The sequence below is a fragment of the Streptomyces sp. AC555_RSS877 genome, from assembly GCF_019049245.1.
Classification (GTDB): domain Bacteria; phylum Actinomycetota; class Actinomycetes; order Streptomycetales; family Streptomycetaceae; genus Streptomyces.
On the sequence record NZ_JAGMUK010000038.1, the window covers coordinates 1 to 15,406 of the forward strand.

12 protein-coding genes and 1 pseudogene are annotated in these 15,406 nt (G+C 70.4%); 2 read left to right on the plus strand and 11 right to left on the minus strand.

All coding sequences use genetic code 11. The annotated features are described in order from the left end of the window. From KUM49_RS16215 to KUM49_RS16260, 10 genes and pseudogenes are all read right to left on the minus strand, one after another. Nucleotides 1–99 (minus strand): annotated as a pseudogene (locus KUM49_RS16215) (electron transfer flavoprotein subunit beta); the annotation flags it as partial. A 12-nt stretch (nt 100–111) separates the two neighbouring features. Beyond that, a complete protein-coding gene (locus KUM49_RS16220; RefSeq protein ID WP_254401351.1) occupies nt 112–933 on the minus strand; it encodes a 3-hydroxybutyryl-CoA dehydrogenase in 822 nt (273 codons plus the stop codon). Between the two features lie 130 nt (nt 934–1,063). Beyond that, a complete protein-coding gene (locus KUM49_RS16225) occupies nt 1,064–2,596 on the minus strand; it encodes a class I adenylate-forming enzyme family protein (RefSeq protein ID WP_217237560.1) in 1,533 nt (510 codons plus the stop codon). 95 nt (nt 2,597–2,691) lie between these two features. Continuing rightward, nucleotides 2,692–4,464: an MFS transporter gene (locus KUM49_RS16230; protein ID WP_217237561.1), complete on the minus strand. Its 1,773-nt coding sequence runs from the start codon at nt 4,462–4,464 to the stop codon at nt 2,692–2,694. Nucleotides 4,465–4,553: 89 nt separating this feature from the next. After that, the gene (locus KUM49_RS16235) at nt 4,554–5,672 is read right to left on the minus strand and encodes an alcohol dehydrogenase catalytic domain-containing protein (RefSeq protein WP_217237562.1); all 1,119 of its coding nucleotides are present in this window, start codon (nt 5,670–5,672) and stop codon (nt 4,554–4,556) included. A 381-nt stretch (nt 5,673–6,053) separates the two neighbouring features. Then, nucleotides 6,054–7,223, minus strand: coding sequence for an acyl-CoA dehydrogenase family protein (locus KUM49_RS16240; RefSeq protein WP_217237563.1), 1,170 nt, complete (start codon nt 7,221–7,223; stop codon nt 6,054–6,056). Continuing rightward, nucleotides 7,223–7,762: a cupin domain-containing protein gene (locus KUM49_RS16245; RefSeq protein ID WP_217237564.1), complete on the minus strand. Its 540-nt coding sequence runs from the start codon at nt 7,760–7,762 to the stop codon at nt 7,223–7,225. The genes KUM49_RS16240 and KUM49_RS16245 overlap by 1 nt, the downstream gene beginning before the upstream one ends. A gap of 350 nt (nt 7,763–8,112) precedes the next feature. Next, nucleotides 8,113–8,637: a MarR family transcriptional regulator gene (locus KUM49_RS50205; protein ID WP_217237565.1), complete on the minus strand. Its 525-nt coding sequence runs from the start codon at nt 8,635–8,637 to the stop codon at nt 8,113–8,115. A 46-nt stretch (nt 8,638–8,683) separates the two neighbouring features. Beyond that, entirely contained in the window at nt 8,684–9,532 is an 849-nt protein-coding gene (locus KUM49_RS16255; protein ID WP_217237566.1) for a fumarylacetoacetate hydrolase family protein, read from the minus strand. Between the two features lie 33 nt (nt 9,533–9,565). Further along, a complete protein-coding gene (locus KUM49_RS16260) occupies nt 9,566–10,150 on the minus strand; it encodes a carboxymuconolactone decarboxylase family protein (RefSeq protein WP_217237567.1) in 585 nt (194 codons plus the stop codon). Nucleotides 10,151–10,349: 199 nt separating this feature from the next. On the opposite strand from KUM49_RS16260, the gene KUM49_RS50210 reads away from it, so the two are divergent. Together KUM49_RS50210 and paaZ are read left to right on the plus strand one after the other, a co-directional pair. After that, nucleotides 10,350–11,249 (plus strand): VOC family protein, encoded by a 900-nt coding sequence (locus KUM49_RS50210; protein ID WP_217237568.1) that lies wholly within the window; start codon nt 10,350–10,352, stop codon nt 11,247–11,249. After that, the gene (paaZ, locus tag KUM49_RS16270) at nt 11,249–12,823 is read left to right on the plus strand and encodes a phenylacetic acid degradation bifunctional protein PaaZ (protein WP_217237569.1); all 1,575 of its coding nucleotides are present in this window, start codon (nt 11,249–11,251) and stop codon (nt 12,821–12,823) included. The genes KUM49_RS50210 and paaZ overlap by 1 nt, the downstream gene beginning before the upstream one ends. Before the next feature lie 176 nt (nt 12,824–12,999). Here the strand turns inward: paaZ and KUM49_RS16275 are convergent, their stop codons facing one another. Beyond that, nucleotides 13,000–15,261: a SpoIIE family protein phosphatase gene (locus tag KUM49_RS16275; RefSeq protein WP_254401345.1), complete on the minus strand. Its 2,262-nt coding sequence runs from the start codon at nt 15,259–15,261 to the stop codon at nt 13,000–13,002. Between the last annotated feature and the right edge of the window lie 145 nt (nt 15,262–15,406).

Sequence of the window (15,406 nt, forward strand, 5' to 3'; positions counted from 1 at the left end):
GTCGACGTCGTCCCGGTCGACGGTCAGGTCATCGGCGAAGTGCCGGTCGCCAGTGGCGTCGGGCACGTACTTCACAGTGACAACGATCCTCAAGCTCATCTTGCTTTCCTTTCAGCCGGAGTGGTCGTGGAAGCCGCGGCCCGTCTTCCGGCCGAGGAGACCGGCGTCCACCATGCGCAGCAGGAGGGGCGGCGCGGCGTGCAGCGGTTCCTTGTACTCGGCGTACATGGAGTCCGCGATCGCCTTCAGGGTGTCCAGGCCGATCAAGTCGGCCAGATGCAAGGGGCCCATGGGGTGGGCGCAGCCGAGCACCATGCCGTTGTCGATGTCGTCGGCGGAGGCGACACCCGATTCCAGCATGCGGATCGCGGACAACAGGTAGGGCACCAGGAGGGAGTTGACGACGAATCCGGCCCGGTCCTTGGCGTGGATGACCTGCTTGCCCAAAGTCAGGCTGACGAACTCCCCTGCGCGGTCACGGGTTCGGTCACTGGTCAGCAGGGACGGGACCAGCTCGACCAGGTCCAGTACCGGCACCGGGTTGAAGAAGTGCAGGCCGATCACCTGCTGCGCGCGCCCGGTCGCCGTGCCGAGTTTCATGATGGGGATGGAAGAGGTGTTGGAGGCGAGTATCGCGTCCGGTCGGGTGACCACCTTGTCGAGTGCCGCGAAGATCTCGGTCTTCACCTGTTCGTCCTCGGCCACCGCTTCGATCACGATGTCGCGGTCCGCGAGGTCGGCCAGGTCGGTGGTGAAGCGGATCCGGCGGAGGGACGTAGCGCTGTCGGCCGGGTCGAGTCTGCCGCCGCGCACCGCGCGTGCCAGGGACTTGGCGATTCTTTCACGGCCCGCCTCGACCGCCTCGGGGCCGGTCTCTCGGATGAGGACGTCGAGGCCCGCGCGGGCGCAGACCTCGGCTATGCCGCTGCCCATGAGTCCCGCTCCGACGACGCCCACGTGGCGGATGGGCTCGGGGGCCGTGCCGTTCGGCACGGCGTCGTAGGGGGTGGCTGACGGCTGTGTGGACATGAGTAGCTCTCCATGGTGTCTGGTCCGGCCGGGCTCAGCTCCGCAGCAGACTCCGCTGCAACTTGCCGGTGGCGGTGCGCGGCAAACGGTCCCGGACTTCGAGCCGGCGGGGGATCTTGTGTCGGGTGAGCGAGGCGGACAGGAACGTCTGGATCTCCTGCAGGGAGCAGTCCGCACCCTCGGCGGGTACGACGATGGCGGTGACGACCTCTCCCCACACGGGATCGGGCGTTCCGACGACCGCCGCTTCGTCCACGCAGGGGCACGCCGCCAGTGCTTCCTCCACCTCCGTCGGATCCACGTTCTCCCCGCCGGTGATGATCGTGTCCTTGATCCTGCCGACCACCACCAGACGGCCTTCGGGGTCCAGGTAGCCCCGGTCGCCCCCGTGGAACCAGCCGCCGGCGTCGCGGGCCGCCGCCGAGTCCTCCGGCAGGCCCAGGTATCCGGCAGCCACGCTGGGGCTCCGGACGACGATCTCCCCCGTCGTGCCGTGCGGTACGGGGCGGTTGTCCGGGCCGACGATGCGGACTTCCGCCAGGGGGGCGGCCAGTCCGGCCTCGCCGGAGCAGCCCGGGCCGTCGCGTGGGTCGCGGTAGGTGACGCCGGCGGCGGTCTCGGTGAGGCCGTAGGAGCTGAGGACCGGGATGCCACGGCGGTGGAACACCTCGGCGACCGGTGCCGGTGCCGCCGCTCCCCCGCTGAGGATCCAGCGCAGCGAGGACAGGTCCGCCGCGGCGAAGCCCGGGTGCCGTGCGATCAGAGCGAGCATCGCCGGGACGGCGAAGGTCACGCTGACCCGGTGCCGTCGTACGGTCGTCAGGAAGCCGTCGACGGAGAAGGTGTGCTCCAGGATGACGGTTCCGCCCTTGGCCCAGGTGTAGGAGCCCACGCCGCTCAGTACCGCTATGTGGAAGACGGGTGTGGTGATGAGTGTGACGTCGTCCCGGGCGAGGTCCAGACCCAGGAGTCCGTTGACGCAGCTCCAGAACACGTTGCCGTGGGTGAGGAGCACGCCTTTCGGACGGCCGGAGGTGCCTGACGTGTAGGCGATGAGGGCGAGGTCGTCCTCTGCCACGGGTGCCGGGGCCTCGTCGCCCACAGGTGCGTCCGGCCTCTGGTTCAGTGGGGCGTATCCGTCGGGTGGCTCCTCGTCCAGGCACAGACGGGTGACGTCCGGCGGAACAGGGCCGTCATCGGCGAGTCTGGCGGCGCATGCGGCGTCCGTGACCAGGACGTCCGCCCCCGAGTCCGCCAGCAGGAAGGCGATCTCGGGAGGCGTGGCAGCCCCGTTGACCGGGACGAACACGCCTCCGAGGCGGGACGTGGCGTACATCAGGACGAAGACCTCCGGGCGTGAGGCGCCCGCGTAGGCGACGACGCTGCCCGGCCCGGCACCGTGCCGGCGCAGCTGCCGCGCGGAGGCCACGATCCAGTCCCGCAGCTGCCCGTAGGTCCATGCGCGGTCACCGAACACCAGCGCCGTGCGGTCGGGGTGCAGCTGGGCGCGGCGTTCCAGCAGATGGCCCAGGCGGAACATGGGGCGTGATCGGGTCGGGCCTGTCATGACGTCGGTCCTTTCAGGCGTGGCGGCCGGTGGCGCCGGGTCTGTATCGGGGGGCGGGTTCGTCGGTGCGGATGACCGTGGGGTCGTGCGGTCCGTCAGGCATCGGCCGGCTCCGCGGCGACAGGAGCGTCCGGCCGGTCTCCCTTGATCAGGACGACGGTGACCACCGCCGCCGCGACCGCGCACAGCCCGACGATCAGGTATCCGAGCGAGTAGGCGTTGCCCAGGGCCTCGAAGGCGGTGTCCTTGAGCGGGTTGAACGGCACGGTCGAACCGTCGGGCAGGGCGACGGTCTCGGGGACGGCGTTCGCGCCGAGGGGGCCGGAGTTGACGGCCGCGATGGCACCCTCCACGGTCTCCCGCTGCGCGTCCGGTGCAGTCGCCGCCGAGGCGTTGAAGGTGTCCAGGGCCTGGCCGAGGGCCGGGTCGGACGCGACCTTGTCACTGATCTCGTGCGCCGCCCGGCTGAGGGCGATCGCACCCACGACCGCGGGGCCGAGGGTGAACCCGAAGTCGCGCAGCAGGCTGGTCCAGCCGGCGGCCATGCCGGCGAGATCGTGCGGCACGGTGTTGATCACCACGGCGGTGACCGCGGACAGCACGAACGCCACACCGGCGCCGGCCACGACGAGCGGAGCGATGAGGGGAGTGACGGACTGCTGGCCGATCGGTATCGAGGCCATCCAGAAGTCGCCCGCGCCGAGGAGCAGCAGGCCACCGCCGAGGACCCACTTCGGGTCGTACCGCTCGATGAGGCGGGAGGCGATGGGCACCTGGATCAGGGCCGAGACACCGTTGAACACGATGAAGGCGAGGGACGCCTTCAGAGGCGTGAAGCCTTGGATGGCGGTGAGGCGGATGCTGGTCACATAGCCGGTGCCGAGGTAGCAGAACATGCCGACGACCGTGACGATCGCCGCGACGGTGAAGTTGCGGTTGGCGAACAGGTCGAGCTGAAGCAGCGGGGACGCCGAGCGGCGTTCGGCGAGGACGAAGGCGACCAGGAAGACGGCGGCCACGACGAAGCCACCGATGACCTCGGTGCTGCCCCAGCCGCTGGTGGGTCCCTGGATGACGGCGAACAGCAGGGCGACGGCGGCGACGGCGATCGTGATCTGCCCCGGCCAGTCGAGGGAGCGGCCCTCGGGCGACTTCGAGTCCTTGGCCAGGACGAAGGCGAGCACGGCCGATACGGCGGCGAGTGCGACGACGACGAGGAACGCCCACCGCCAGCCCGAGTTCGGCCACGAGCCGAACTGCGACTGCGCGACCAGGCCGCAGGCCAGGGGCGACAGCACGCTGCCCATGGACAGCGCGGCAGCCCAGACGGAGATGGAACGGGCTCGGGCACGGGGTGTGCGCGTGCCCGCGGCGATCATGGCCAGTGTCGTCGGGATCACGGCCGCCGCGCCGATGCCGGCGATGATCTGGCCGGTCCACAGCACCGCCAGCCGGGTCCCGTGGTCGGCCTCGGGACCCGGCGTCAGCACGCAGACGACGAACCCGACCGCCACCAGCACCGAACCGCCGACCAGTAGCCGGCGCCGTCCGAACATGTCACCGAGCAGACCGAAGGTCAGCTCCAGCACCGTTACGGGGACGAGAAAGGCATCGGTGATCCAGGTCAGCTCGGAGGCCGAGGTGTGGAAGTCCTGCTGGAACAGGCCGTTCAGGCCGGCGGGCACGGTCAGGGCGAACTGGGCCATGAAGACGCAGAGCGCCGCCGCGATGAGCGTGCCCCGTGCCAGGGTGTCGATGCCGAGTGCCTGCTCGTTCTTCTGCTTCACCGCCGAGGAGGCGGTCTTCGCTTTCGACGGGGCGGTCGGTGAGCCGGTGCCGCTTCCGACGCCGGTGTCGGATCTGGCCATACGTGGGTCCTTCCGAGGTGATGCGTGACGTGACCTGTCGGTGAGGGGGTGGCGGTACCTGTAGCCAAGGGCGGTTGCGGTTGTGCTGGTCAGCGCCCGGAGGCCGGTGAGATGACGAAGTTGCTGAACCCGCCGTGGCGGGAACCCACGTTGTTGATCGCGGCGTTCACCTCGTCGAGCGGGTAGACGTGGTGGCGCAGCGGCGAGAGATCGAGCAGGCCCGACGCGACCATGTCGGCCATGTCCTGCCCCTCGCCGGGCGTGAACCAGACGGATCCGCGGACGATCTGGTCCAGGTCCATCATTCGGTGCAGGTCGAGGGGCACCTCGCCGGCGACGGCGCCGATGTTGACGGCGATGCCGCCGCGGGCCAGCGCACGCACGCCCTGCTGAAGGGTTTCGTGGGGTGCGCCCGGCCCGAGGGCGTCGATGTAGGCGTCCACGCCGACCCCGCCGGTCTCCGCCGCGATCCACTCGTCCACCGGACCGTCGTGCAGGGAGTGCAGGCGCACCAGTCCCGGCGTCAGCTTGTCGATCTCGGCGAGCAGTTCACGGTCGCGGCCGGTGCCGTACAGGGTCGTGATGCCCACCGCCGGGGCCAGGAGGGCCGCGGCGATGCCGAGCGTGCCGGTGATGCCGTTGACCAGGACGCTGCGCCCGGGTCCGGCGTCGGCCTTGCGGAGCGCCGAGTACATGGTGCCCAGGTAGCCGAAGCGTGCGGCGGCCTCGAAGGACAGGGAGTCCGGGATGTGGACGAGCGACGACGCGGGCGCGATCGTCTTCTCCGCGAGTCCGCCCTGGTAGCGATCGAGCAGCCGGACCGAGGTGGCCGAGAAACCGAAGTAGCCGGCGAAGGCGTAACTCGCGCAGTGCACGATCCTGCCGTTGCGGCAGGCGCGGCACGCCCCGCAGGTGCGGCCCGGGTTGACGTACACCCGGTCGCCCACCTCGACGCCCTCGACGCCCTCGCCGACTTCCTCAACGACTCCGGCGGGGTCGAGCCCGAACACGGCCGGGAGGGTGGGCAAGGGATTGAGCGGGAACCAAGTGGTCCAGTTGCTCAGGATGTTGGCCAGGTTGGGAACGATGTTCACGGCGTGCACGGCCACCCGGACATCCCCGGGTCCGGGCGCCGGTACGGGAATCCGCTCGATCTTCATCGGCTCGCCGACGTTGTGCATTCGCGCTGCGCGCATGGTCGAGGTCATGGCCTCTCCTCAAGGGGGCGGAGTTGTCTCCGGGTACGGCAGGGCCGAGCACTGGGTGGGTACGGGGTGCTGTCGGCCGCTGCCGCCGCGGTCTTCCGGTGGCTCCACGGGCAGCCCCTGAAGCCAGGTGACGGCGAGGGACCGTCGGAGCCGTGCCAAGGGCGCGCGAAGAGTGGGCGAACCGGCTGCGTGGCGGTGACGCGAGGGCGGCGAGCGCGTCTGCGTCTCACCGGACGTCAGGACCACGGGTGGGTTCTTACGCGTAGGGGCTGATGAGGGCCAGGCGACGATGCCTCTTCCGCCGTGCTGAGGTCGTCCCGCCGACCCCGGTGACGGTGCTCCGGTGCCGCGTCGCACGGGCCCGGTCTCGCGACCGCCCCGTCAGCGGTACGCGGCGAGACCTGTGACGGACTCGCCGACGACCAGGGTGTGGATCTCCTCGGTGCCCTCGTAGGTGAGCACCGTCTCCAGGTTGTTGGCGTGCCGCAGCACCGGGTACTCGGTGGTGATGCCGTTGGCACCGAGGATGGTGCGCGCGTCGCGCGCGATGTCGATGGCGGCGCGGACGTTGGCGAGCTTGCCCAGGCTGACATGCTCCGGGCGCAGCTGTCCGGCGTCCTTCAGCTTGCTCAGGCGCAGGGCGAGCAACTGGGAGTGCACGAGACCGACCTGCATTCCGGCGAGCTTTCGCTGGGTGAGCTGGAAGCCGCCGAGGGGCCGCCCGAACTGTTCGCGGGTGGTGGAGTAGTCCAGGGCCGACAGGTAACAGGTGCGAGCGGCGCCGACGACACCGCACAGGATGCCGAAGCGCGCTTCGGACAGGCAGGACAGCGGCCCGCGCAGCCCGGTGACGCCCGGAAGCACCGCCGAGGACGGCAACCGCACGTCCTCCAGGTGCAGTTCGGCGGTGACGGACGCGCGCAGCGACAGCTTGCTGTGGATCTCGCTCGTCGTGAAGCCGGGGGTGCCCTTGGGGACGAGGAAGCCGCGGATGCCGTCCTCGGTGCGGGCCCACACGACGGCGATGTCGGCGATGGAGCCGTTGGTGATCCACATCTTGGTGCCGCTGAGGATCCAGTCGTCGCCGTCGCGCTTGGCCTGGGTGCGCATGCCGCCGGGGTCGGAGCCCTGGTCGGGTTCGGTGAGCCCGAAGCAGCCGACCGCCTCACCGGAGGCGAGCCTGGGCAGCCACTCCCGCTTCTGTTCCTCCGAGCCGTAACGGTGGATCGGGAACATCACGAGGGAGCCCTGCACGGACACGAAACTGCGCAGTCCGCTGTCGGCGGCTTCCAGTTCACGGCAGGCGACACCGTAGGCGGCGGCACTGGCGCCCGCACAGCCGTAGCCGTCCAGATGCATGCCGAGCAGCCCCAACTTACCTATGACGGGAGCGAGTTCACCCGTCGGGAAGGTGCCCGACTCGAACCAGCCGGCCACGTGGTCACTCACGTGGTCGCGGACGAAGGCGGCGACGGTGTCACGGATGAGCCGTTCGTCGTCGTCGAGTTCACTGTCCAGGTCGAGGGCGTCGACGGGGTTGAGGTGGGGCATCAGAAGTTCCTCCGGGCACCGATGAGAACGAAGAGCAGGGTTGCGGTTGTGGTGGAGCGGTTGCGCCAGGCGTGCCGGGTGCCGTTCTGCACGACGACGTCACCGGGGGCGAGGGTGACCTCGTTGCCGTCGTCGAGTTCGAGGACGATCTCTCCCTGGAGGAGGACGCCGTAGTCGACGGTGTCGGTGGTGTGCATGCCGGGGTGGTCCGGCTCGAACCGTTCGGCCAGGCCGGGGCTGGTCAGCAGGCGTTCGGCGACGGCCGCGGCCGGGTCGAAGTCCCGGCTCGCGTAGACCGTGTCCGGCGGGATGACCAGGTGGATCGCGCGGGTGGCGCCTGGCTCGGGGACGTACGAGGTGACGGCGGCCGTCGGGTCGGTGCCGTCGAAGGGCACGGTGGGCTGGGCGGGGGTGGCCCAGACCAGTGACGACACGAAGCCCGGGGTGTGCTGGAGTGCGTGCGTGCGGGGCGGTCGCCCGTCCTCGACGACGGCGGCTTTGCCGTCCGCCGTCGGGCCGGTGACAATTCTCCGTGGCATGGTGCGGCTCCTCGGAAGGGGAGGTGCGGGGTGGGGCGCCGGCAGATCGGGCAGGCCGGACTGAGACGCGCGGCTCGTGGGCGCGGGATCGGGCAGGGGCGGGGGCCCTTGAGAAGCCGTACTGCGCGAGCTGTTGACGATGTGGGTACTGCCCGGGTGCCGTGCCGGGAAGGGTGCCGGCTCGCCGGCCCTGAGCCGACGGGACAACACGAGCGTCGTGCGGCCGTGGAACTTCCGAGGAACGACGCGGTGCCGTCGACTCCCCTAGCTAGGGGGTGTTGGGGAAGTCCCGCACACCACCCACGGCGCCCGGCACGCACCCTCGCCGCACAGGACTTCCAAAAAAACCCCTAGGCGGGGCGCTCCTGGCTGACCATCCTGTCGAGCAGGATCACCAGTCGGGAGACCTCTTCATCGTCGAGGACGGCCATCCAGGCGTGCTCCCGGGCGGTCTGCCCCTCGATCGCCTGGTGCAGCAGGTCCAGACCGTCGGATGTCAGCGAGACCCGGACGACCCGGCGGTCGTCGCACTCGCGGCGCCGCTCGACGAGCCCGCGCTCCTCAAGGGTGTTGAGGGCACTGGAGACGCTCGCCCGGGAGGTGCCCGAGATACGGGCGATCTCCCGCTGCTCCAGATCGCCGAAGATCCACAGCGCGTTCATGATCCGGAATCCGGCCCAGGTCATCCCGAGCGGCCGGTGTACGGCACCTTCGAAGTCCTGGACCAGACGGGCGACCAGCCGGGTGAGGTGGGTGACCACTTCGACTCCGCGGATCTGGCGCTCGCTGTGCCCCAACTCCTTGTGGTGCGCACGCACCTTGGCGGCGAACTCACGGGAGCGCGGAACGACGGGGTCACCGGGGACATCCGGCACGGACGGGGCTCCCTTCAGGAGGTGGCGCGGACAACGCCCGGCAGTATCAGCGGCTGATCGGATTGCGCATCGTACCGACCCCCGCGACCTGGGTCGTCAGCGTCATCCCGGGCTCCAGGTAGAGCCTCGGCGTGCGCCGCACCCCGCAGCCGGCCGGGGTGCCGGTGAAGACCAGGTCGCCCGGCTCCAGGGTCACGTACCGCGACAGCCAGGAGACCAGTTCGGGGACGCTGAAGATCAGGTCGGAGGTACGGCCGCGCTGGACCTCCAGGTCGTCGACCCAGCCCACGACCTCGATGTCGTCCGGGTCGTCGAACTCGTCGACGGTCGACATCAGCGGCCCGCACGGACTGAACGTGTCGTAGGACTTGGCGAAGGTGAACTGGTTCAGCGGCTTGCGCCACTGCTCCTTGCGGTCGGTGACGTCCTGCCCGGCGGCCACGCCCGCGATGTTCTGCCAGACGTCCGCCGGTTCCACCGTGCGCAGCGTCCGCCCGATCACCACCACGACCTCGGCCTCGAAGTCGACCTTGTCGATGCCCACAGGCACCACGACTGGGGCGTACGGGCCAGTCAGCGAACTGGTGAACTTGGCGAAGATGCCGGGCTCTTCGGGGATCGGCATGCCCGACTCCTCGGCGTGGCCCCGGTAGTTGAGCGCCACGCCGAGGATCTTCCCGGCGCGCGGTGAGACCGGACCGAGCTGCTTCTCGTCGTAGGCGAGCAGATCGGCGTCGGCCGCCGCTTCCGCGAGGCGGCGCAGTTCGGCATGGTTGGCCAGGTCGTACAGCACGGCGGGGTCAGGGCCGAGCGCTCCGTTGCTGGCCTTCTCCACGTCGAGGGCGCGGTCGCCGACGATGACGGTGGCGCGGCCGGCGAGGTTGGCAAGCTGCATGGTCTCTTCTCCTGGGACGGTTGGGGCGGGTAGTCAGGACGCCGTTGGCGCGGGCAGCGGGAATTCCTCGCGCAGCGCGGCGATGTCCGGCTCGGGCTGGATACGAAAGACGTTGATCGCCATGGCCACGGTCTGGTACTGGCCGACCGTGTAGACGAGATCGATGAGCTGCTCGGTGGTGAGGTGCTCGCGCAGCCCCTGCCACTCCGCGTCGTCCAGATCGGCTGCCCTGAACAACTGATCGGTCGCCGCGAGCAGGGCGCGCTCGGTACCGCCGAATCCGGGGTCGCCGGGCCGGCCGAGGGCGCGGATCTCGTCGTCGGACACCCCGGCGCGGCGGGCGATTCGGACGTGCTGCAACCACTCGTACTCGGCCTGGGCGAGCCAGGCGATCCGCAGGATCACCAGCTCGCGGGACCTCGCGGGCAGGGTGTTCTTGCCCAGGACGTGGTTGCCGAAGACCAGGAAGCGGCGCAGCGCGTCCGGGTGGGCGGCCAGGGTCGCCCAGATGGCGTAGATGTCGCCGTCGCCGTTGCGGTACGGCCGCAGAGCTTCCAGCGCCTTGTCCGGTATGTGCTTCTCCTCGACCGGAGGCAGACGCGGCTCAGTTGGAGGCATGACATGGCCCTTCACGAGTGACCGGCTTTGGTTCACGCCGCAGACCATAAGTAGATAGAACACTGATAGTCAACAGGTTTACAATCCTGGCCGTTACCTGTATGACTTCTGACAGTAAGAACTCGAACGATTACCTGGTCGGCAGTCACGGACCGTCCCGCGCCCCGAGCAGGCCACACAACGACCATGGGAGGTCTCGGTGAGTATTCGCAGCCTGGGTTACCTCGGCATCGGCGCCCCTGACCCCGACGGCTGGGTCGCCTACGCCAACGACGTCATAGGCACCATGCCCGTCGGCCCACCGGGCTCCCCGCAGGAGCGGAAGCTGCGGCTGGACGAGCATCCGTACCGGTTCAGCGTCGAGAGCGCCGAGTCGGGAGGCGTCACCCGGATCGGCTGGGAGGTGGGCGACGGGCGTGGCCTGGAGCAGATGGCACTGCGGCTGCGCGCCCACGGGGTGGAGGTGTACGAGGGCTCCCCCGAGGAGTGCGCCGACCGGCAGGTCGACCGCATGGTGTGGTTCGACGGACCGTGCGCGGTGCGCACCGAACTGTTCACCGGCCGGCACCTGTCGCCCGCGCCCTTCGTCTCGCCGCTCGGCGTGATGTTCATGACCGGGGACCAGGGGATGGGGCACGTGGTCCTGAAGTCGCCCCGCGCACTGGAGGCGGTCGACTTCTACCGGGACGTCATGGGCTTCCGGCTCAGCGACGTGACCCACCTGCCGCTGGGCGGGACGTTCTACTTCATGGGCTGCAATCCCCGCCACCACAGCATCGCCTTCGTCGAGTCGCGCAAGCGCGAAGGCACGCACCACATCCTGTGCGAGGTCTCGGACATGGACGCCGTCGGCCGCGCCCACGACCGGGCCCGCGCGCACAAGGTCCCGCTCATGGCGACGCTGGGCAGGCATTCCAACGACTGGATGTTCTCCTTCTACATGCGCTCCCCGGCCGGCTTCGGCATCGAAGTGGGCGCCGAGGGACGGCGGGTGGACGACGCGACCTGGGTGAGCCGCGTCTACACCTCGGACATCTGGGGCCATCACCCGGTCAACAACGGCGACGACGCGTACGCGGGAACGGAAGGGACGGCCTGATGAGACTGCTGCCGAGCTATGTACAGGACCGGTGGTACACGCCGACCGGAGACGGCACACCTGTGTACGACGCGGTCACCGGCGAGGAGATCGCCCGGGCCTCGTCCTCGGGTATCGACATGGCGGGGGCGCTGCACCACGCGCGCACCGTCGGCGGGCCGGCCCTGCGCTCGCTCACCTTCCACCAGCGCGCCACACTGCTCGCGGACCTCGCCACCCACCTGCGCGGACACCGCGAGGAGCTGTACGCGCTCTCCGCCCGGACGGGCGCGACGCTGTACGACTCGAAGTTCGACATCGACGGTGGCATCAGGGTGCTACGCCACTACGCCGACCTGGGTCTGCGTGAACTGCCCGGCGGCGACGAGCGCCTGGTCTACGCGGAAGGTCCTCAGGAGTCCCTGAGCCGGGACGGCAGTTTCCTCGGCGGACACGTCTGCACTCCGCTGCGGGGCGCGACGGTACAGATCAACGCGTACAACTTCCCGGTGTGGGCCCCACTGGAGAAGCTGGCCCCGGCCGTGCTGGCGGGCGTGCCCAGCCTGATCAAGCCCGCCACCCCGACCTGCGTGCTGACCGGTCGGCTGGTCGAGCTGATCCTGGAGTCCGGGCTGCTGCCGCCCGGCAGCCTTCAGTACGTCTGCGGCAGCGCCGGGGACCTGCTCGACCACCTCACCGAACAGGACCTGGTGTCGTTCACCGGCTCGGCGGCCACGGCCGAACGACTGCGCACCCACCCGGTGGTCGTACGACAGGCGGTGCGCTTCAACGCCGAAGCCGACTCGGTGAACTGCTCGGTGCTCGGCCCGGACGCCACCCCCGGCACTGCCGAATTCGACCTGTACGTCGAACAGTTGGTCACCGAGATGACCGTGAAGGCGGGGCAGAAGTGCACCGCCATCCGCCGGGCGTTCGTGCCCGCCGACCTGATGGACGCGGTCGGTGAGGCGGCCGCCGCCCGGCTGGCGAAGGTCGTCGTGGGGGCGCCGTCCGACCCCTCGGTGCACATGGGCGCCCTGGCCGGGCTCGCGCAACGCGACGAGGTACGCCGCTGTGTGAAGACGCTCCTCGACTCCGCGCGCCTCGTCTTCGGACACCCCGACCAGGTGGAGGTCCGGGGCGCCGACGCCGAACGGGGCGCGTTCCTCTCCCCGTTGCTGCTGCGCTGCGACGACCCCGGCGCCTCCGCACCGCACGAGGTGGAGGCCTTCGGCCCGGTCAGCACGCTCATCCCCTACACGTCGCCGAAGCACGTGGCCTTCCTGGCCTCCCTGGGCCGAGGCAGCCTCGCGGGGTCCGTCGTCACCGGCGACCCGACCTTCGCCCGCGAGGTGGTGTTGGGAGTCGCGCCCTGGCACGGCAGGCTCCTGGTCCTCGACACCGAGTCCGCCCGGGCGTCCACCGGGCACGGCTCCCCGCTGCCCGGCCTGATCCACGGTGGCCCCGGACGGGCCGGCGGCGGCGAGGAGATGGGCGGCATCCGCGGCGTCCTGCACCACATGCAGCGCACCGCGGTCCAGGGCAGCCCGCGCATGCTGGCGGCGCTCGGCGGCCGCCCGCCCGAGGGACGGTGACGCGCGGGAACGCCCACCCCTGAAACCCCGCGGGAGGCCTCTACCCCTGCCTCCCGCGGACAGGCGGCCGGGCCGGCGCCACGACGGGATGTCCCCTCGCCGCACACCTGCGGACATCCCGGCCGGCCCGGCCGCCGTGCGGCCCCGGCAGACGGCGACCGGCACCGTCCCTCGTCTCAGGACCGCTCCTGCCCCGCGGGTTCCAGATCCTGCTCGGCCCACAGGCATTTGCCCTCCTCCAGGTAGCGGGCACCCCAGCGGCGGCAGAGCGCGGCAACCAGATACAGCCCCCGTCCTCCCTCGTCCGTGTACGTGGCGCGCCGGATGCGCGGGGTCGTCAGACTGCCGTCGTACACCTCGCAGATGAGCGACCGGCTGCGGAGCAGGCGAAGCCGTAGGGGTCCTTTGGCGTGCCGGATCGCGTTGCCGACCAGCTCGCTCACGACGATTTCGGTGGTGGCCTCGAGATCGCCCAGGCCCCAGACGGCCAGTTGGTGGCGGACATACTCGCGGGCCTCGGCCGCGGCCCGGGGATCCTCGGCGAGGGGCCACGAGGCGACGTCGGTGGCCGCGGTCGCGCGTGTGTGGGCGATGAGCAGTGCGGCGTCGTCGTCCCTCCGCGCTTCGTCAGGCAGCAGGGTCGAGGTGATCATGTCGCAGAGCGTGTCGATCCGTTCGCGTCCGCCGGGCCGCCGTTCCTGCGGGAAGACGGGAATCTCGGCGACGGCGGAGACGGCCGTCCGCGTCAGGCGTGCGATGCCCTCGTCGATGTCCTCGCCGGCGGGCCGGATGAGCCCGTCCGTGAAGAACACGAGCAGGCATTCCTCCGGCAGGCGCACCTCCCGGGTCTCGAACGGCGGTTCCGCCGCGCCCAGTGGCGGGTTGGCCGGAATGTCGGGCACCTGCGGCGTCCCGTCGGGGCCGACGACGAGGGGCGGAGGATGGCCGGCCCGGCAGAAGGTGCAGATCCGGCTGACCGGATCGAACACGGCGTACAGGCATGTGGCGCAGTAGTCGTCGCCGAGATCCACGACGATGTCGTTGAGTTGAGTGAGTATCTCCTCCGGCGGGAGTTCGAGGCCGGCGAGAGTGTGGACCGCCGTGCGGAGCCGCCCCATGGTGGCTGCTTCCGTGATGCCGTGGCCCATGACGTCACCGACGACCAGAGCGACCCGGTCCGCGGACAGGGGTATCAGGTCGTACCAGTCACCGCCCACGGACGCGCCCCTGCCCGCCGTCAGGTAGCGGGCAGCAGCGGTGACCGCGGGCAGGGACGGCAGCGATCTGGGCAGGAGCCCGCGCTGGAGTGACTGTGCGCGACTGTGCTCCGCGTCGTACAGGCGGGCTCGGTCCAGGGCCTGGGCGACCAGACCGCTGAGCGCAGTCAGCAATGTGCGGTCCCCCTCGCTGAAGCCACGTGGCTCGGAGAAGGAGATGACACAGGTGCCGATGGGCTGCCCCGACGCGACGAGAGGGAGGAACGCCCAGGCCTCCTTGCCCGAGGAGGACGTCATGTAGCTCAGGTCCGGATAGAGCCGTACGAACTGGGGCTCAGACTCCACGAAGACCGGGGCGCGTCGGCGGAGTACGTCGGTGACCGTCGTGTTCGATTCCAGGGAAATGCCGTCGAGATGGCGGTCCAGGAAGTCCTGTGCGTATCCGACGGACCCGACGACGTGCAGTCGGCGGCCCTCGATCGCCTCGATGACGAGCCCGTCGGCCCCGAACGGCGGCAGCACGTGGTCGGCGGTCGCACGGACGACATCCTTGGCCGTGAGCGCTTCGGCGAGAGCCGAGGTCAGGTCCCCCATACGGGCGGTGCGCTCGCCCGCGGTCCGTTCCGCGGCCGAGAGCGAGGGCGCTTGTGCCGGATCGCCGACGACCGTGGCAGGGCGAGTCGCTCGCTCGGCCGCAGCCGGTTCCTGAGGGCGCGAGATGTCGGAGAACCGCCCAACCCGCTGCGCGGCCCAGGCCGCCATGGCGTTGAGGAAGGAACGCTGAGCGGCGTCCGGCTCGCCGGCCTCCGCCGTGAACAGCGAGAGCGCGCCCAGCGGCCCGTCACCCCCCGGAAGCGGAACAGCGATCATGCCGGTGGCCCCGATACCGGCGCGATCGCCTTCGGCCCAGCGAGTCTCCGCATCGTGTACAGCACGCGCCGGAGGCAGGTCGTCACCCTCCGGAAGGCTTACCCAGGCATGTGTGATCGTGTCGGGCAGCCCGCTGGCCGTGACGAGGCGGAGCTCGTCGGAGCCGGCGACCTCACGGCGTAGGTGCACGAACCCGCCGAGCGCCCCCAGGGCGGCCGTCGCCTGCTGCAACGCCAGCCGCATCACCTCGGGTTCGGGCAGATCGTCCCCTTGCGCCTCCAGCAGCCGCAGTCTCGCCGCCCCCGGAGTCACGGGGGCGCTGACGTCCTCGTGCTCTGCGCGCTCTGCCATCGCACCGCCTGCCCACGACCGGGTCCGCTGTCGGCGCCGGCGCGGAGGAGCCGCAGGGGTGACGTTCGGCGACGCGACTGGACGACGGTTCTGCCCGACTGGCCCACTTCGGGGTCGTCACGAACCGGAGCCGTCACCCGATCAT